Origin of the sequence: Burkholderia sp. AU32262 (assembly GCF_020419985.1) — a bacterium.
Taxonomy (GTDB): domain Bacteria; phylum Pseudomonadota; class Gammaproteobacteria; order Burkholderiales; family Burkholderiaceae; genus Burkholderia; species Burkholderia semiarida.
The window spans coordinates 233138-250454 of sequence record NZ_JAIZRS010000007.1; the positions used below are offsets into that span (position 1 = coordinate 233138).

The window sequence follows — 17317 nt, forward strand, 5'->3', positions numbered from 1 at the left end:
ACCCGTTGATGTAAAGAGATTATTCCGGGATGTTGGGCGACTGCCAACGATAACCTCCGTGTGAAAATCGAGCCGGAACACCCCGTGTCGGGCATGCCTGTCGCTAGCGGCAGTCGTTCGTATGGGATAGCCCATACGGGCGGCCGCGCTTTGCCCCGCGCCCTGCGTTCGACCGACAATCAACGGTTGCCACCGCGACAACTTTCCGTCTGTCCGGTTGTCGCTCAACGAACTATCCTTGCCTGCACGTTCCCCACTGGACAACAGGAGACGACACCGTGACGCACAGCGTGATCCCCGCAGGCCTTGCCGACGAAATGATCGAGATCCGGCATCGTATCCACGCCCACCCCGAACTGGGTTTCGAGGAATTCGCGACGAGCGATCTCGTCGCGGAGCAGCTTCAATCATGGGGCTACACCGTGCATCGCGGGCTCGGCGGCACTGGCGTCGTCGCGCAGTTGAAAGTGGGCGACGGCCAGCAGCGCCTCGGGCTGCGCGCCGACATGGACGCGCTGCCGATCCATGAAACGACGGGCCTGCCGTACCAGAGCACGATCGCGGGCAAGATGCACGCGTGCGGCCACGACGGCCACACGGCGATGTTGCTCGCGGCCGCGAAGCACCTCGCGCGCGAACGCCGCTTCTCGGGCACGCTGAATCTGATTTTCCAGCCGGCCGAGGAAGGGCTCGGCGGCGCGAAGAAGATGCTCGACGACGGGCTGTTCGAGCAATTTCCCTGTGACGCGATCTTCGCGATGCACAACATGCCGGGCTTCCCGACCGGCACGTTCGGTTTCCTGCCGGGGCCGTTCATGGCGTCGTCGGATACGGTCGTCATCGACGTGCAGGGCCGCGGCGGACACGGCGCGGTGCCGCACCGCGCGATCGATCCGGTCGTCGTGTGCGCGCAGATCGTGCTGGCGCTACAGACGATCGTGTCGCGCAACGTGTCGCCGCTCGACATGGCGATCGTCACGGTCGGCGCGATCCATGCGGGCGACGCGCCGAACGTGATTCCCGATCGCGCGCAGATGCGCCTGTCGGTGCGTGCGCTGAAGCCCGACGTGCGCGACCTGCTGGAGACGCGCATCAAGGAGGTCGTGCATGCGCAGGCAGCCGTGTTCGGCGCGACCGCGACGATCGACTACCAGCGCCGCTACCCCGTGCTCGTCAACGATATGGAGATGACGGCGTTCGCGCGCGGCGTCGCGCGTGAATGGGTCGGCGAAGCCAATCTGATCGACGGAATGGTGCCGCTCACCGGCAGCGAGGATTTCGCGTTCCTGCTCGAGAAGCGGCCGGGCTGCTACCTGATCATCGGCAACGGCGACGGGGAGGGCGGCTGCATGGTGCACAACCCCGGCTACGACTTCAACGACGCGGCGTTGCCGACCGGTGCGTCGTACTGGGTGAAGTTGGCCGAGGCGTTTCTGGTGTGACGGACGAGGTGAGACATGCAGCACCGGCCGACCATCGTCTCGACTTCGTAGGGGCCGAATGCGAGATGTACCAAACATTGGCATATGTTGGCCACATCTTTCGCTACCCCGCTGGCTCTCACGTTGTGTTTTACCGTGAAACGGATGAAAACATCGACATCATCCGTGTCCTGCATCAGCGAATGGACATCGAGCGACATCTGTAGCAGCGCACGTTGAATGCCGTAGTAGTCGCTACAAAGCGACGCTCAATCCCCACAGGATGCTGCCTCGATGCAGGCGCGGCATTGATCCGTTCAGAGCACGTCCCCGCTGAACAACGCCACGACCGCATCCGGATTCGACGGCCAGTACATGTGCATGTACGTCGCGACGATGGCGCCGCTGCGATAGACGGCTTCGCTGCCGCCCGGCGTGCCGTCGGGGCGCGTGGCGTTCGCAATCGGCACCAGCGGCGTCGCGAGCCGCGAGTAGTGAAACGTATGCCCGCGCATCGGCCCCATGCGCGTATCGAGCTGCTGCATGCCGAGCGCCGCGAACCGGCGTTGCATCGTCGCCTGCCCCGGCAGCAGCCCGAGCATCGGCGTCGTCGACCCGTCCACATCGGTCAGCGATTCGCACAGATACACCATCCCCCCACATTCCGCGACGATCGGCCGGCCGGCGGCCGCATGCGCGCGAATCGTCCGTGCGGTCGCGGCATTCGCCGCGAGCGTCGCCGCATGCAGTTCCGGATAGCCGCCCGGCAAAAACAGCGCGTCGCAATCGTCGGGCACGGGTTCGTCGGCGAGCGGCGAGAAGAATCGCAGCTCGGCACCGAGTGCGTCGAGCAACGCGAGATTCGCCGGATAGATGAACGAAAACGCCGCATCGCGCGCCACCGCGATCCGCTTGCCGGCCAGCGCACGCGGCAGCGGCGCGGCCACGTGCGGTTCCGCGAATGTGACGGCAGGCGGCAACTCGGCGAGCGCGGTTTGCGCGAGCACATCGGCCGCGCGGTCGAGCCGTGCATCGAGATCGTCGATATCGGCCGGCTGATGCAGGCCGAGATGCCGCTCCGGCAGCGCAATACCCGCATCGACCGGCACGTGCCCGAGCCAGCGCAGGTCGCCGGGCAACGCTTGTTGCAGCAACTCCGCATGCCGCGCCGAGCCGACGCGGTTGGCCAGCACGCCGTGAAACGGCAACCCCGGCCGGAACCGCGCGAGCCCGAAGGCGATCGCCGCGAACGTCTGCGCCATCGCCTTCGCCGAAATCACCGCGACGACCGGCACGCCGAATGCGGCCGCGAGATCGGCGCTGCTCGGCGTGCCGTCGAACAAGCCCATCACGCCTTCGATCAGGATCAGGTCCGCGTCGCGCGCGGCTTCGGCGAGCAGCGCGCGGCAGCCGGCCTCGCCGACCATGCCGAGATCGAGCGCATGCACGCTCGCGCCGCTCGCGCGTTCGAGCAGCATCGGATCGAGAAAATCGGGCCCGGTCTTGAACACGCGCACGCGGCGGCCGAGCCGGCGGTGCAGCCGCGCGAGGCCGGCCGTCACCGACGTCTTGCCCTGGCCCGACGCGGGTGCGCTGACGAACAGCGCGGGGCAGGCCGGCATGCTCAGAACTCCACGCCGCGCTGCGCCTTCACGCCTTGCTCCTTGTACGGATGCTTGACGAGTCGCATTTCGGTGACGAGATCGGCCGCATCGATCAGCGCATCGGGCGCGTGCCGCCCGGTGACGACGACGTGCACCGACTCCGGTCGAGCCGTGAGCGTCGCGAGCACTTCGTCGAGCGGCAGGTATTCGTACTTCAGCACGGTGTTCAGCTCGTCGAGGATCACCATCCGGTAGTCGCCGCTTTCGATCATCCGGCGCGCCTCGTCCCAGCCTTTGCGCGCGGTCGCGATGTCGGCGTCGCGGTTTTGCGTGTTCCACGTATAGCCGTCGCCCATCGTCACGAAATCGCATTGCGCGACCGCACCGAGGAAGTCGCGCTCGGACGTGTGCAGCGCCCCCTTGATGAACTGCACGACGCCGAGCCGCATGCCGTGGCCGAGCACGCGCACGGCCATCCCGAACGCGGCCGTGCTCTTGCCCTTGCCGTTGCCGGTGTGGACGATCAGCAGGCCTTTCTCCTGCGTGGCGGCGGCCTGCTTCTTCTCGTGGCCGGCGCGGCGGCGTTCGGCCATCCGCTGATGGGATTCGGAATCGGTCTTCATCGGGAATCGTCCTGTCGAAAGCGAAACAATGGGTTCAGAGCGGGCCGGCGAGCGCGACCGTCACGCCGTCCCGGATGGATTTGGGGCCGAGCAGCCGGCCATGCGGCGCCGCGAGCCGCGCGCACGGCTCGGCCACGCCCGCGACGCCGAAGCGGGCCAGCACGGCGTCGGAAGGACCGCTCGCGGCCAGTTCCGGACGGCTCGCGAGTTGCGCAGCATCGAACGCGACGAGCGGCCAGCCACGGCGCGCGCACAGCGTGCGCAGCGCACGGGCGCGCGCCTTGTCGGCGAGCGTCGCGACGAGCGCCGGTTCGGCGCCCGGATGGCGCGCGAGCGCGGCGCGGATCGCGGCATCGAGTTGCGCGGGCGTGACACCCGCGCGGAAGCCGACGCCGAGCGCGACGCGCATCATGCGCGGCCGCCGAGCGCCGCACGCACCGCCGGATCGTCGGCGAGCGCGGCTACACGGCCGATCACGACGATCGCCGGCGAACCGATGCCGGTTTCGCCGACGCGCGCGACGAGCGTATCGAGCGTCGCGAGTACGTGGCGCTGTTCGGCGCGCGTGGCGTTCTCGATCGCCGCGCACGGCGTGTCGCCGGGCAGGCCGCCGTCGCGCAGCGCCGCGGCGATCGCGTCGAGCCGGCGGATGCCCATGTAGATCACGATCGTCATGCGGGTGGCCGCGAGCGCGCGCCAGTCGGGCTCGTCGGCGCCCGCGCCGTGGCCCGTGACGAAGATCACGCCTTGCGCGTCGCCGCGGTGCGTGACCGGGATGCCGAGCGCGGCCGGTGCGGCGATGCCGGCCGTGATGCCGTTGACGACTTCCACCGGAAAACCCGCCGCGCCGAGCGCGATCAGTTCCTCGCCGCCGCGGCCGAACACGAACGGATCGCCGCCCTTGAGCCGTGCGACGCTGCGGCCGGCGCGCAGGTGCGCGAGCATCGCGGCGACGATCGTCTCCTGCGGCGTCGACGCATGGCCGCCACGCTTGCCGACGTGCTCGATCGACGCATCGGCGCGCGCATGGCGCAACACGTCGGGGTTCACGAGATCATCGACGAGCAGCACGTCGGCCGCGCGGATCGCGCGTACGGCCTTGAGCGTGAGCAGGTCGGCGTCACCGGGGCCGGCGCCGACGAGCCAGGCGCGGCTCATCGCGCGCGGCACGGCGCGCACCGTGTCGAAACAGTGGAACAGGGCAGGCGGGCGGCGCATCGGCGGCCGGCGGGCAGGCAGTGCATGGCGGATCGGGGCGAAACCCGCGCGAACGCGGGTGGAATGCGCACCCGATCCGTCCCCCGCGGATCGGGCGTTCGGCGAGCAGTGCGCTCGCCCCTTGCGTCGGCCGGTATCCGGGCTGGCCGCTTGTCAGGCCGCAGCCTTCCCGCCCGGCAGAAGGGCAGTGGCATCGCGGGCGGCCTGGGCGCACGCGCGGCAGAGCGCGTTGCGCGGGCGGCGTACCGTTGCGGGGACAGCACAGGCCGGGCGGATCTCCGCCTCCTGTTTCCCGTTTAACTGCATGCACGGAATGCGCATGCGAGCACCGAACGCGGCGCATACGATAGCACACGCGTGCCCCGCGCGAGCGGCCCCGGCGCGCCCGCTGCGCGGGGCGGCGGCACCATGCACGCGGTCAGAACTTGTACGTCGCCGTCAGCGTGAACGTGCGTGGCGTGCCGGGCATGATCTGCGCGACGCTCGTCGCATTCGCGTAGTAGTCGCGATCGGTCAGGTTGACGGCCGCCAGCGTCACCTCCAGGTCGCGCGTGCGATATCCGGCCTTGCCGTCCCAGCGCACGTAGGCGGGCAGTTCGAGCAGGTTGTCGCGATCGGCGTAGCGCGCACCTTCGTACACGAGCCCGAGTTCGGCGAAAAACCCGCGCAGCGGCGCATGGCCGACGAACAGGCTGCCGTTCGACGCCGACACGCCCGCCGACCGCTTGCCCGCGTACTTCGGTTCGGCGTCGACCACCCGCGCGTGTTGCCAGCCGATGCCGCCGCGGACGAACCAGTCGCCCGTGAGCCGGCCGGCGACGCCCAGTTCCATACCGCGATTGCGCTCGAGGCCGGTGAGATCGAAGAATCCCGGCCGAACCGGGTCGGCGACGCGGCGGTTGTACAGATCGAGCTGAAACAGCGCGAGCGTCGTGCTCAGCGCGCCGTCGCGCCAGTCGCTTTTCACGCCGATCTCGTATTGACGCGTGTATTGCGGGCCGAGATCGTTGGCGTTGCCGCGCGCGCCGGCCGTGATGCCGATCAGGTCGCCGCCAACCGGCGCGAAGTTCTTGCTGTACGACGCATACAGGCTGTGCGCGCTCACCGGCGACCACACGACGCCGAGCCGCGGGCTCCACGCCGTCGTCGTGCGCCGTGCATGCAGATCGTTCAGCGCGTTGGTCGAATCGACGTCGAAGCGTTCTCCCCGCACGCCACCGAGGAGCTTCCACGCTCGCCCGAAGTCGATGCGATCCTGCGCGAAGATCGCGTAATCGCTGACACGGTGGCGATTCATCGCATACGGACGCGGCGTCGAGCCGGCCAGGGCGAGACGATCCGGTCCGGCGATCGGGACCGGCGCCGCGTCGGCCTGCCACAGCGTCGGGGCGCGTTTCTGCCAGCCGTATTCGATGCCGAACAGCAGGTGATGCACGCCCGGGCCGGTCGCGACCTTGCCGCCCAGTTCGACGCCGGTCTGCACGTTCAGATGCGTCATGTCCTGCAGGTAGCGCGCCCGTTGCACGCGCCGGTAGTCGCGCGGCTTCGTGACGTAGCTTTGCGTGACGTAGGTGTTGTCGAAAGTGCTGCGCAAATCCAGCACGCCGAGCGTATGGCGCAGTTCCCAGCCGCCATCGAACGCGTGCGTGAAGACCGAGCGCCAGTTCATGTTTTCGTCGCGGATCGTGTCGCGGCCCGCCGCGCCGAAGAAGGTCGCGCGCGGCGCGGACGGCAGCGCGTACGCGAGCGGCTTGCCGGCTGCATCGACCGCGGCGACCGACGCCGGCATGCCGCGATCGGGCACGCGCCGGTACGTGTCGTATTCGAACTGCAGCAGCCAGCTTCGCCGCGCGTCCTGCCATTTGATCGACGGCGCGACGTACTGGCGCGTGCCGTCGACGTGGTCGCGGAAGCTGCCCGCGTGTTCGCGTCCGGCATTGAGCCGCACGCTCCATGCGCCCGACAGCATCCGGTTGAGATCGACCGACGCGCCGAGTCGTCCATAACTGCCGGTCGCCGCCGACACATGTCCGAAGTTTTCCGGCAGCGGCTGCTTGGTGATCCGGTTGATGACGCCGCCGCCGCTGCCGCGCCCGTACAGCGCCGCCGCCGGCCCCTTCAGCACTTCGACGCGTTCGATGTTGCCGAGACTGCGCACGTATTGCGCGTCGTCGCGCATGCCGTCGAGCAGCAGGTCGCCCGCGGCGGAAAAGCCGCGAATGCGGAACGAATCGAAGCGCGTGTCCGACGTATTGGACACACCCGGCACGCCGGCCAGCGCGTCGGCCAGCGTGCGGCCGCCATAGGACAGCGTTTCCTCGACCGGCACGCTGTCGATCGTTTGCGGGACGTCGCGCGGATCGGTCGCGGTGCGCGTCGCCGTACTCACGCTTTCGGCGCGCGGATCGTTCGGATGACGGCGGCTGCGCACCTCGAGCGCGGGCAGTTCGTCGTCGAACTCGGCCGCCGGGGCAGGAAAGGAGGCAACGCCGGCGATCGAGCACAGCGACAGGGCGAGCACAGGAAAGCGCCGCCCGGATATCTGTCGTTTCGACATGAAAATTTAAGGATGACTGAGTGATTGCCTCACATTGCCGTTGCGCGGTGGTTGCGTTGTTATCGGGTGAAGTTTATCTCGCTTAGTTGAAAACGACAATCATTCGCGTTCGCTGCGCACCGCTCGCCTTGACGCTCCCGGCCCCGCCGCCTACACTCGCACGCGTTTTGGTGCTCGCGCGCGCCGCTCCGGCGCACGCAGTTAAACGGGAAACAGGGAGCCTGCCTGCACCGCAGTCGAGCCAACCTGTGCTGCCCCCGCAACGGTAAGCGAACGCGTCGCGCGCAAGCGCCACGCAGCGCCGCTTCGCCGCATGCCCTGCGCATGCGGACGACCGCCACTGGATGCCGCGCATCCGGGAAGGCGAAGCGGCGTGTTCGTCAGCCCGGATACCGGCCTAAACATTGGGGTTCAGCGCCGCGGGGAGGCGGCGCATCGTCCACGGCCGCAGCAGGTCCGACGCCCGGTGTTTCCCGCTGTCACCTCCGATCCGCCGGCGCGCGAACGCGCCCGGCCGGCACGGCGAACGGCGCGACGCGGGCGGGGCAGGCAGCAGCCGTGTTGGCATTCACGATGTCGACCGTTCGCAAGGAAGCACCATGCCCGATTCGTTGTTCCGCCCGTCCCGCGGCTGTCCGGCCGGACTGCGCGGCGACCTTCGCGCGTACCGTCCCGTGAATGGCCGCGCCGCCACCGACGCGACGAGCCCGTCCTGATTCCCTCTTCGACACCGGACCTACCATGACCCTACGCAAGCTGCCCGTCACGATCGTCACGGGCTTTCTCGGCAGCGGCAAGACGACGCTGATGCGCCACATCCTGCAGCACGCCGAAGGCCGCCGCATCGCGGTGATCGTCAACGAATTCGGCGAACTCGGCATCGACGGCGAAATCCTCAAGGGCTGCGGCATCGGCTGCGACGAGGCCGACGGCGCGCAGGGCGAAGCGTCGGGTCAACTGTACGAACTCGCGAACGGCTGCCTGTGCTGTACCGTGCAGGAAGAGTTCTATCCGGTGATGGAAGCGCTCGTCGAGCGCCGCGCGGACATCGATCACGTGCTGATCGAGACGTCGGGACTCGCGCTGCCGAAGCCGCTCGTGCAGGCGTTCAACTGGCCGACGATCCGCAACAGCTTCACGGTCGACGCGGTCGTGACCGTCGTCGACGGGCCGGCCGCCGCGAGCGGCCAGTTCGCGGAAAACCCGCAGGCCGTCGACGCGCAGCGCCGCGCCGATCCGAACCTCGACCACGAATCGCCGCTGCACGAACTCTTTGCCGATCAACTGTCGTCCGCCGATCTCGTGATCGTGAACAAGGCCGACCTCGTCGACGACACCGAATTCGCGCGGATCGAAACCGCGATCCGCGAAGAAATTCCGCCGCAGGTGAAGATCGTGCGTGCGACGCGCGGCGAGCTCGACCTCGCGATGCTGCTCGGCCTCGAATCGGCGTCGGAGGAAACGATCCACCTGCGTCACGACCATCACGGCTCGGCCGACGACGGCGATCACGATCATCATCACGACGATTTCGATTCGGTCGTGGTGTCGGGCGACGCCGGCACGCGCGAAGCGACGATCGCCGCGCTGCAGCGTGTGGTCGAAGCGCACACGATCTATCGCGCGAAAGGCTTCGCCGCGCTGCCCGGCGCGCCGATGCGGCTCGTGATCCAGGGCGTCGGGCGCCGTTTCGACAGCTATTTCGACCGCCGCTGGCAGGACGGCGAAGCGCGTGCGAGCCGCTTCGTGCTGATCGGCGAGGATCTCGACGCGGCCGCGCTGCAACGCGCGTTCGACGCCGCGTGCGCGGCCGAGCCGCAACAGGCGTAACGCACGATGCATCTGCTGCGCACCACGCCGGGCGGCTTCGTCGACGATACGCAGGGCGTCGTCCGGATCGACCAGCAGCCGGCCGACATCGTGATCCTGAGTTCGGCCGACACGACGCTGTCGCTGCTCGCGAGCGTCGTGCCGCACTTGCCCGAAGGATTTCCGAGCGTGCGGCTCGCGAACGTCACGTTTCTGCGGCAGCCGGCGTCGGTCGATTTCTACGTCGACGACGTGCTGCGTCACGCGAAGACGGTCGTGATCGATCATCTCGGCGGCGAAGCATACTGGCCGTACGGGATCGAGCAGGCCGTGTCGCTCGCGTCGAAGCGCGGGCAGCAGCTCGCGATGTTCTCGGGCGACCTGCAGGAAGACCCGAACCTCGTCGCGAAGAGCACGGTCAGGCCCGACCTGTGCCGGCTGTGGTGGCGCTATCTGCGCGAGGGCGGCGTGCACAACGCCGACGCGCTGCTGCGCAGCATCGCGTTTCACACGCTCGGGTTCGGCGACGAGCCCGAACCGCCGCGCCCGCTGCCGGCCGCCGCGCTGTATCACCCGGCGCGCGACCGCGCGAGCGTCGACGACTGGCGGCCGCGCTGGACGCCCGGCGCACCGGTCGTCGCGATCCTGTTCTATCGCGCGCACTGGCAGGCCGCGAACACGGCCGTGTTCGACGCGCTGGCCGACGCGCTGATCGACGAAGGACTGAATCCGCTGCCGATCGCGGTCACGTCGCTGAAGGACGCGGTGAGCCGCGAGGTCATCACGCAGCTCTGCGACACGCATGGCGTCGCGCTCGTGCTGAATACCACCGCGTTCGCGGCCGGCGCGATCGACAGCCCCGAGCCCGACGTGCTCGCGGGCGACGCGCCGGTGCTGCAGGTGATCCTGTCCGGCGGCAACCGCGACGCGTGGCTCGCCGACAGCCAGGGCCTGCACGCCCGCGACATCGCGATGCACATCGCGCTGCCCGAGGTCGACGGGCGCATCGTCACGCGCGCTGTGAGCTTCAAGGGGCTCGCGTATCGTTGCCCGCATACCGAGGTCGACGTCGTGCGCTATCAGCCGGATGCCGAGCGGATCGCGTTCGTCGCGGCGCTCGCGCGCGGCTGGTGCCGGCTGCGCACGCTGGATAACGCCGACAAGCGCATCGCGCTGATTCTCGCGAACTATCCGCAAAGCGAAGGGCGGATCGGCAACGGCGTCGGGCTCGACACGCCGGCCTCCGCGCTGCGCGTGCTCGCGGCGCTGCGCGACGCGGGCTATACCGTGGCCGACCTGCCGCCCGACGGCGACGCGCTGATCGCGCGGCTCACCGAGGGCGTCACCAACGATCCCGCCGTGCGTACGCTGCGTCCCGCATTTCAGAGTTACGCGCTGGCCGACTACGTCGCGCGGTTCGCGCGGCTGCCGACCGCCGTGCGCGATGCGCTGAACGAACGGTGGGGGCCGCCCGAAGCCGATCCGACGCTGCGGCAACAGCGTTTCACGATCGCCGGCTGGCGCGCGGGCAACGTGTTCGTCGGCATCCAGCCGTCGCGCTCGCGCGACGAGAACGACTACGCGAGCTACCACGATGCCGACCTCGTGCCGCCGCACGCGTATCTCGCGTTCTATTTCTGGCTGCGCGATGCGTATCGCGTCGACGCGGTCATCCATCTCGGCAAGCACGGCAATCTCGAATGGCTGCCGGGCAAGAGCGTCGCGCTGTCCGACGCGTGCTGGCCCGACCTGACGCTCGGGCCGCTGCCGCACCTGTATCCGTTCATCGTCAACGATCCGGGCGAGGGCAGCCAGGCGAAGCGCCGCGCGCAGGCCGTGATCGTCGATCACCTGATGCCGCCGCTCACGCGCGCGGAAAACTACGGGCCGCTGCAGGATCTCGAACGGCAGGTCGACGAATACTACGAAGCGCTGATGGTGGATGCGCGGCGCGCGAAGCTGTTGCGCAAGACGATCCTCGCGACGATCGCCGAGCATCGTCTGCACGACGAACTGAGCGTGTCGCCGCCGCGCGATGCGGGCGACGAGGATGCGCTGCTCACGCGGGTCGACGCGTGGCTGTGCGAATTGAAGGAAGCGCAGATTCGCGACGGGCTGCACGTGTTCGGCGCGTCGCCGGTCGAGCGCCAGCGGCGCGACACGCTGCTCGCGCTCGCACGTTTTCCGGTCGGCGACGGCAAGGGCGAACGGGCGGGGCTGATCGGCGCGCTCGCGCGCGATCTTGCGCTCGGCGACGCGTTCGATCCGCTCGCGGCCGACTGGGCCGCGCCGTGGACGGGGCCGCGGCCGGCCATCCTGCAAACGCTCGACGCGTCGCCGTGGCGGCATGCGGGCGATACGCGCGAGCGGCTCGAACGGCTCGCGCAGCACTGGCTGGCCACTGTGTGCGGAACCGCTTCGGACGATTCCGGTATCGACATGCCGCCGCCCGGCGAATGGCCGCATACGCTCGCGGTGATCGAGCGCGTGCGGTCGACGCTGTTGCCCGCACTCGACGCGTGCGGCCGCGAGGAAATGCGTCAACTGCTGCGCGGGCTCGACGGCCGCTTCGTGCCGCCGGGGCCGAGCGGCTCGCCGTCGCGCGGCCGCCCCGACGTGCTGCCCACGGGCCGCAACTTCTACTCGGTCGATACGCGCGCGGTGCCGACCCAAGCCGCGTGGTCGCTCGGGCTGAAATCCGCGCAGCAACTGATCGAACGCCATCTGCAGGATCACGGCGACTATCCGCGCGCGATCGGGCTGTCGGTGTGGGGGACGGCCACGATGCGCACCGGCGGCGACGACATCGCGCAGGCGTTCGCGCTGATCGGCGTGCGGCCGAAATGGGCGCACGGCAGCCACCGCGTGACCGACTTCGAGATCCTGCCGATCGAGATCTTCGACCGGCCGCGCATCGACGTGACGCTGCGCGTGTCGGGCTTCTTCCGCGATGCGTTCCCGAACCTGATGCATCTGTTCGACGCGGCCGTGCAGGCGGTTGCCGCGCTCGACGAGCCGGAGGAGCTGAACCCGATCCGCGCGCGCATCGAGCGCGAACGCGAGAAGTGGGTCGCGCAGGGCGTGGCGCCCGACGAAGCGCGGCGCCGCGCCGGCTGGCGCGTGTTCGGCGCGCGGCCGGGCAGTTACGGCGCGGGCCTGCAGGATCTGATCGACCAGCGCCGCTGGCAGACCGACGCCGATCTCGCCGATGCCTACCGTCAATGGGGCGGCCACGCGTACGCGCAGAACAGCGCGGGCGACGCGGCGGCCGACGTGTTCGGCGAGCGGCTCGCGACGATCGACGTCGTCGTGCAGAACCAGGACAGCCGCGAGCACGACATCCTCGATTCGAACGACTACTACCAGTTCCAGGGCGGGATGACGGCGGCCGTGCGCCATCTGTCGGGGCAGCAGCCGAGCATCTATCACGGCGACCATGCGAACCCCGTCGCGCCGAAGATGCGCACGCTGCGCGAGGAAATCGCGCGCGTGATCCGCTCTCGCGTCGTCAACCCGAAATGGCTCGACGGCGTGAAGCGTCACGGCTACAAGGGCGCGGCCGAGCTGGCCGCGACCGTCGATTACCTGTACGGCTATGACGCGACCGCGCGCGTGCTGTCCGATCACCAGTACGCGCTCGTCGCCGACGCGTACCTGTTCGACGACGCCACCCGCGCGTTCCTCGAACGGCACAACCCGAAGGCGCTGCACGGCATCTGCGAACGCTTCGTCGAAGCGATGCAGCGCGGGCTGTGGCAGCAGCCGGGCTCTTATCGCGAGCGGATCGAAGCGGTCTGGCTCGCCAGCGAACAACGCCAGGAAGGAGGACCGCGATGACCGATCCGACGATGCACCGCGCCCGCGCGGTTTTTCCGTTTACGGCGCTCGTCGCGCAGGACGCACTGCAGCAGGCGCTGCTGCTCGCCGCGATCGACCCGTCGCTCGGCGGCGTGCTCGTCAGCGGCCCGCGCGGCACCGCGAAATCGACGGCCGCGCGCGGCCTCGCGGAGTTGTTGCCGGAAGGGCAGTTCGTCACGCTGCCGCTGTCGGCGAGCGACGAGCAGGTGACGGGCACGCTCGATCTCGCGCATGCGCTCGCCGAAAACGGCGTGCGCTTCCGGCCCGGCCTGCTGGCTCGCGCGCATCTCGGCGTGCTGTACGTCGACGAAGTGAACCTGCTTGCCGACGGGCTCGTCGATACGCTGCTCGACGTCGCCGCGAGCGGCGTGAACATCGTCGAGCGCGATGGCGTGTCGCACGCGCACGACGCGCGGTTCGTGCTGGTCGGCACGATGAATCCCGAGGAGGGCGAGCTACGCCCGCAGTTGCTCGATCGCTTCGGGCTGATGGTCGAACTCGAGAACTGCTTCGACGCTGGGCAGCGCGAGCGGATCGTGAAGGCGCGTCTTGCGTTCGATCTCGATCCGGACGCGTTTCGCGCGCGTCACGCGGTTGCCCAGCGGGAACTCGCGGACCGGATTCACGCGGCGCGCGCGCGGCTGCCGGCGCTGGATTTCGACGATGCGGTTCATGCACGCGTCAGCGCGCTGTGCATCGATGCGGCCGTCGACGGGTTGCGCGCCGATCTCGTGATGCTGCGCGCCGCGCGCGCTGGCCGCGCTGGAGCAGGCCGACGCGGTGACGGTGTCGCACGTGGAGCGCGTGGCCGAAGCCGTCCTGCGGCACCGGCGCCATGCGGAGCCGCCGCATCAGTCGTCGCGCCAGTCGTCGCAACACGACGGCGAACGCGACGATCGTTCGCCGCCGGATACGCGCCAGCAGCCCGGCGACCGATCGGGCGAAACACAGGCCGGCGCGTCGGCATCGCAGGGCGACTGGGGTTACCTGCCACCCGAACCGGCCGGGCTGCGCGACGTGAAAGGCGTGGTGCCGCTGCCGCTAAAAAAACGCTGAGCCATCGAGCCGGCGCCGCCGCGAACGCGATTCGCGGTCCTCGATGGCAATCAGGCGCAGCGGCGCGCGTGCCGGGTACGTTGCGTGCCGGCACGGCCGTCGCGTGGCCGGCGACGCTCGCCGCGAAACGCGGGAGCCCGCTGCATCGCGACCATCTGCGCTTCGCGAAACGCGCGGGCACGCCGCACGCGCTGCATTGCTTCGTGCTGGATTGTTCGGCGTCGATGCTGTCGCACGAGCGGCTCGCGCTCGCGAAGGGGCTGATCGTCGCGTATTTCGATCAGGCCGCGCGTGAGCGTGCCGAAACCGCGCTGGTCTGCTTCGGCGGCAACGGCGCCGCGCGGCGCTTCGGCCCGGCCGTGCCGCGCTGGTGGAATGCGCGCTGGCTCGAGCCGGTCGACGGCGGCGGCGGCACGCCGCTGGCGGACGGCATCGCGGCCGCCGCGCAGTTGCTCGCCCGCGCGGCGCGCCGCGAGCCGGCCAGGCAGCGCTGGCTGTGGGTGCTGTCCGACGGGCGCGCGCGAGAGATGCCGGCGAGACCCGCGGCAGCCGATCACGTCGTGTTCGTCGACTTCGACGATGCGGCCGTGCGGATCGGGCAGGGCCCACGGCTTGCCGCGGCGTGGGGCGCGCAGTGGGTGACGGCCGACGCGCTTCGCACGGATCTCGCGGGCTGATGGCCGCCTGGCGGTGCGCTATGATCACCGTTTCCGCTTCTGCTCCCTGGAAACGCCCGCCATGCAAGTACTGGTCGATGCCGACGCGTGTCCCGCCGTCATCAAGGACATGCTGTTTCGCGCTGCGCGTCGTGCCGAAATCTGCGTGACGCTGGTCGCGAACCAGTTTCTGCGCACGCCGCCGTCGCCGTTCATCAAGGCCGTGCAGGTGCCGGCCGGCTTCGACGTGGCCGATGCGCGCATCGTCGAGCTGGCGGAAGCCGGCGACCTCGTGATCACGGCCGACATCCCGCTGGCCGCCGCGGTGCTCGACAAGGGCGCGCATGCGCTCGACCCGCGCGGCAACTGGTTCAGCCGCGAAAACATCGAGGAGCGCCTGTCGACGCGCGCGATGATGGACCAGTTACGCAGCGCGGGCATCGACACGGGCGGGCCGGCGCCATTCAGCGCACGCGACGGCAAGGCATTCGCATCTCAGCTCGACCGTTTTCTGGCGCGGCACGGCAAGCCGTAACGACACGTCGGCGCCCCCGCCAGGATGCAGGTTTGCGCCGACGCTGCTATCGTGTGGCGCGAACCCCCAGCACAGGAGCGCACGCGTGTCACCGACCCAACTTCTCGTTCCGACGTACACCCAGATGCTGCGCGCGCAGTCCGCGTGGCTCGACAAGGCCGTCGCGCACCGGCAAGCCGCGGGCGAGGAACCCGACGCGGCGATGACGCTGAGGCTCGCGCCCGACATGTATCCGCTCGCCGCCCAGGTGCGTTTCTCGTGTTTCCAGGCGATGGAGCCGGTCTACCGGCTGCGTGGCGAGCCGCTGCCGGCTGCCTTGCTGGCGCTGCGCGAGGCCGGCTGGAACGCCGATGCGCAACCGGGCTCGCCGGCCGACGCGCAGGCGATCATCGCCGGCACGCTCGCCTTTCTCGGAGAACTTGCGCCCGATGCGCTCGACGGCGGCGCGGCGCTGCCGATCTCGCTCGAGCTGCCGAACGGGACCGCGTTCGACATGACGGGCGAACAGTACGCGCGCGACTGGGCGCTGCCGCAGTTCTACTTTCACGCGATCGCCGCGTACGCGATCCTGCGCCATCACGGCGTCGAGCTCGGCAAGGCCGATTACGTGCCGCACATGCTCGCGTACGTGCGGCCGGGCACGATTCCGCAAGGCTGAGCGGGCCATCCCGGGGCGGCGCGAAGCGACATGACGCGCGCACTGTTCATCTGCAGCCGCAACCGGCTGCGCAGCCCGACGGCCGAAGCGGTATTCGCCGCGTGGCCGGGCATCGAGACCGATTCCGCGGGCCTCGCGCCCGATGCGGACGCGCGGCTCACCGCCGAGCAGCTCGACTGGGCGGACATCGTGTTCGTGATGGAGCGCGCACACAAGGCGCGACTGTCCGCGCAATTCGGCGCGCATCTGAAGCACCGGAAGATCGTCTGCCTCGACATCCCCGACCGCTACGCGTTCATGCAGCCCGAACTCGTCGCGCTGCTCGAACGCAAGGCCGGCCCGTTCCTGCGCGCGTAATCGCCGCGGTCGGTACCCGAGCCCGGGCCGGCGTCGAGCTCGGCGAAGCGGCTCGCTCGTGCACTCTGAAAAACAGTCGAGCCGCGGCAGTTCGATGATCTCGCGCGTCGGTACGCTCGCCCGAGCGTGTCGAGCCGGTCGACGGTGAATCACATGCAGCGCGCGATCTCGTTGCTCGCGCACGGCGTCAGGTTCGCCGGCACGTCGGCCAGGCCACCAACACGTGACGCAGCTTCGTCAGGCCGCCGAACCGCACCACGTAGTCGAGTGCGAGCCCCTCCAGCCTCGTTTCCTCCGCAAGCTCCCGCTGCGCGGCTTCGAGCGGCGTGTCGTGCGCCGCCCGGCGGCGACGGCATGCAGCCCGCAGCGCCGACGTGACCGGCCGTTCGTGACCGTTCCATGCGCCGCCGTCGCGCCCACGGACGACAGTTCACGCGTGCGTGTAGATTCCGCTGCGCGCGGGTTTCGCCCGGCGCGAATGGCGGCGCTTGTCAACGGCACGCCGGTGATGACGCGACGGCGCGGTGACGTGCCGGCGCGCGGGCGCGGGCCGCGCGGCCGGCCCCGCAGCATGCGGCGCCGCGCCCGGCATGCCGGTTTGTCCTTCGCCGAAGTGGAAAGTCTGGTTCTGCGCGTGCGCGACGCCCAGCGACGACACCAGCACGAAGGCCGCCAGCCACAACCGTTTCATGAATGTTCTGCCTTGTATGGATAGGGATGAAGGTTGCCCGCCAGCTTAGCGAAGCGCAGGGCGCCACCGCAACCGGCGCGCGTTCGGTGTCATCCCCACTTGCACGCGACGGCGTGATCCGGACGGCAAGCGGGTCCATCCGGGCTTGACAACATAATTCGTGAGTGTGAATATAAATTCACGCACAAGAATTATTTATCGAATCCGGACTGGCCGCGCGCAAGCGCCGGCCCACCGGAACCGGCAGTCCGATCGACCGGAACCAGGAGCGAGA

Annotated in this window: 14 protein-coding genes, 2 pseudogenes and 2 riboswitches; of the genes and pseudogenes, 9 read left to right on the forward strand and 7 right to left on the reverse strand. The window is 69.4% G+C overall.

Translation table 11 applies throughout. The features are described 5' to 3' along the window. Window positions 1-278: 278 nt before the first annotated feature. Both LGN10_RS11135 and LGN10_RS11140 read left to right on the forward strand, forming a co-directional pair. Complete coding sequence (locus LGN10_RS11135) at window positions 279-1442, forward strand: M20 aminoacylase family protein (protein WP_060318504.1); 1164 nt, start codon at window positions 279-281, stop codon at window positions 1440-1442. Window positions 1443-1507: 65 nt separating this feature from the next. Next, on the forward strand, window positions 1508-1648 hold the full coding sequence (locus LGN10_RS11140; RefSeq protein WP_081066538.1) for a type II toxin-antitoxin system RelE/ParE family toxin: 141 nt from the start codon (window positions 1508-1510) through the stop codon (window positions 1646-1648). Window positions 1649-1738: 90 nt separating this feature from the next. Here the strand turns inward: LGN10_RS11140 and LGN10_RS11145 are convergent, their stop codons facing one another. The 5 genes from LGN10_RS11145 to LGN10_RS11165 all read right to left on the reverse strand — a co-directional run bounded on the left by LGN10_RS11145 (window position 1739) and on the right by LGN10_RS11165 (window position 7423). Then, window positions 1739-3043 carry a cobyrinate a,c-diamide synthase gene (locus LGN10_RS11145; protein ID WP_226223311.1) on the reverse strand — a complete coding sequence of 435 codons (1305 nt, stop codon included), beginning with the start codon at window positions 3041-3043 and terminating at the stop codon, window positions 1739-1741. 2 nt (window positions 3044-3045) lie between these two features. Next, a complete protein-coding gene (cobO, locus tag LGN10_RS11150) occupies window positions 3046-3648 on the reverse strand; it encodes a cob(I)yrinic acid a,c-diamide adenosyltransferase (RefSeq protein ID WP_059584089.1) in 603 nt (200 codons plus the stop codon). A 34-nt stretch (window positions 3649-3682) separates the two neighbouring features. After that, complete coding sequence (locus LGN10_RS11155; protein ID WP_099316395.1) at window positions 3683-4060, reverse strand: cobalamin biosynthesis protein; 378 nt, start codon at window positions 4058-4060, stop codon at window positions 3683-3685. Further along, window positions 4057-4806 (reverse strand): uroporphyrinogen-III C-methyltransferase, encoded by a 750-nt coding sequence (gene cobA / locus LGN10_RS11160; RefSeq protein WP_226223312.1) that lies wholly within the window; start codon window positions 4804-4806, stop codon window positions 4057-4059. Before cobA ends, LGN10_RS11155 begins: the two co-directional genes overlap by 4 nt. A gap of 170 nt (window positions 4807-4976) precedes the next feature. After that, window positions 4977-5214: riboswitch (cobalamin riboswitch) on the reverse strand. 70 nt (window positions 5215-5284) lie between these two features. Next, complete coding sequence (locus LGN10_RS11165) at window positions 5285-7423, reverse strand: TonB-dependent siderophore receptor (RefSeq protein ID WP_264163120.1); 2139 nt, start codon at window positions 7421-7423, stop codon at window positions 5285-5287. Between the two features lie 151 nt (window positions 7424-7574). Beyond that, a riboswitch (cobalamin riboswitch) is annotated at window positions 7575-7839 on the forward strand. 325 nt (window positions 7840-8164) lie between these two features. Between LGN10_RS11165 and cobW the strand changes: the two genes are divergently transcribed. The 7 genes and pseudogenes from cobW to LGN10_RS11200 all read left to right on the forward strand — a co-directional run bounded on the left by cobW (window position 8165) and on the right by LGN10_RS11200 (window position 16352). Next, window positions 8165-9253, forward strand: coding sequence for a cobalamin biosynthesis protein CobW (cobW, locus tag LGN10_RS11170; RefSeq protein WP_226223316.1), 1089 nt, complete (start codon window positions 8165-8167; stop codon window positions 9251-9253). A 6-nt stretch (window positions 9254-9259) separates the two neighbouring features. Beyond that, complete coding sequence (gene cobN, locus LGN10_RS11175) at window positions 9260-13069, forward strand: cobaltochelatase subunit CobN (RefSeq protein ID WP_226223318.1); 3810 nt, start codon at window positions 9260-9262, stop codon at window positions 13067-13069. Continuing rightward, a pseudogene (locus tag LGN10_RS11180) lies at window positions 13066-14146 on the forward strand (ATP-binding protein). The gene cobN and the pseudogene LGN10_RS11180 overlap by 4 nt, the downstream one beginning before the upstream one ends. 68 nt (window positions 14147-14214) lie before the next feature. Further along, window positions 14215-14823: a vWA domain-containing protein gene (locus LGN10_RS11185; protein WP_089464750.1), complete on the forward strand. Its 609-nt coding sequence runs from the start codon at window positions 14215-14217 to the stop codon at window positions 14821-14823. Window positions 14824-14884: 61 nt separating this feature from the next. Beyond that, window positions 14885-15337: a YaiI/YqxD family protein gene (locus LGN10_RS11190; RefSeq protein ID WP_021160082.1), complete on the forward strand. Its 453-nt coding sequence runs from the start codon at window positions 14885-14887 to the stop codon at window positions 15335-15337. Between the two features lie 85 nt (window positions 15338-15422). Beyond that, the gene (locus LGN10_RS11195; protein ID WP_226223320.1) at window positions 15423-15995 is read left to right on the forward strand and encodes a DUF1993 family protein; all 573 of its coding nucleotides are present in this window, start codon (window positions 15423-15425) and stop codon (window positions 15993-15995) included. A gap of 30 nt (window positions 15996-16025) precedes the next feature. Continuing rightward, window positions 16026-16352, forward strand: a complete 327-nt coding sequence (locus LGN10_RS11200) for a low molecular weight protein tyrosine phosphatase family protein (RefSeq protein ID WP_059584077.1) — start codon at window positions 16026-16028, stop codon at window positions 16350-16352. A 42-nt stretch (window positions 16353-16394) separates the two neighbouring features. Here LGN10_RS11200 and LGN10_RS11205 read toward each other — a convergent pair. Then, window positions 16395-16683: pseudogene (locus LGN10_RS11205) on the reverse strand (NUDIX domain-containing protein); the annotation flags it as partial. Window positions 16684-16782: 99 nt separating this feature from the next. Then, entirely contained in the window at window positions 16783-17043 is a 261-nt protein-coding gene (locus LGN10_RS11210) for a hypothetical protein (RefSeq protein ID WP_059584075.1), read from the reverse strand. Window positions 17044-17317: the final 274 nt, after the last annotated feature.

Bases quoted from the DNA above. Each gene is read 5' to 3' on its own strand.
- LGN10_RS11200 (WP_059584077.1), top strand. From the start codon at position 16,026: ATGACGCGCGCACTGTTCATCTGCAGCCGCAACCGGCTGCGCAGCCCG.
- cobA (WP_226223312.1), bottom strand. From the start codon at position 4,806: ATGAGCCGCGCCTGGCTCGTCGGCGCCGGCCCCGGTGACGCCGACCTG.
- LGN10_RS11140 (WP_081066538.1), top strand. From the start codon at position 1,508: ATGTACCAAACATTGGCATATGTTGGCCACATCTTTCGCTACCCCGCT.
- LGN10_RS11190 (WP_021160082.1), top strand. From the start codon at position 14,885: ATGCAAGTACTGGTCGATGCCGACGCGTGTCCCGCCGTCATCAAGGAC.
- cobO (WP_059584089.1), bottom strand. From the start codon at position 3,648: ATGAAGACCGATTCCGAATCCCATCAGCGGATGGCCGAACGCCGCCGC.
- LGN10_RS11155 (WP_099316395.1), bottom strand. From the start codon at position 4,060: ATGATGCGCGTCGCGCTCGGCGTCGGCTTCCGCGCGGGTGTCACGCCC.
- LGN10_RS11145 (WP_226223311.1), bottom strand. From the start codon at position 3,043: ATGCCGGCCTGCCCCGCGCTGTTCGTCAGCGCACCCGCGTCGGGCCAG.
- cobW (WP_226223316.1), top strand. From the start codon at position 8,165: ATGACCCTACGCAAGCTGCCCGTCACGATCGTCACGGGCTTTCTCGGC.
- cobN (WP_226223318.1), top strand. From the start codon at position 9,260: ATGCATCTGCTGCGCACCACGCCGGGCGGCTTCGTCGACGATACGCAG.
- LGN10_RS11210 (WP_059584075.1), bottom strand. From the start codon at position 17,043: ATGAAACGGTTGTGGCTGGCGGCCTTCGTGCTGGTGTCGTCGCTGGGC.
- LGN10_RS11165 (WP_264163120.1), bottom strand. From the start codon at position 7,423: ATGTCGAAACGACAGATATCCGGGCGGCGCTTTCCTGTGCTCGCCCTG.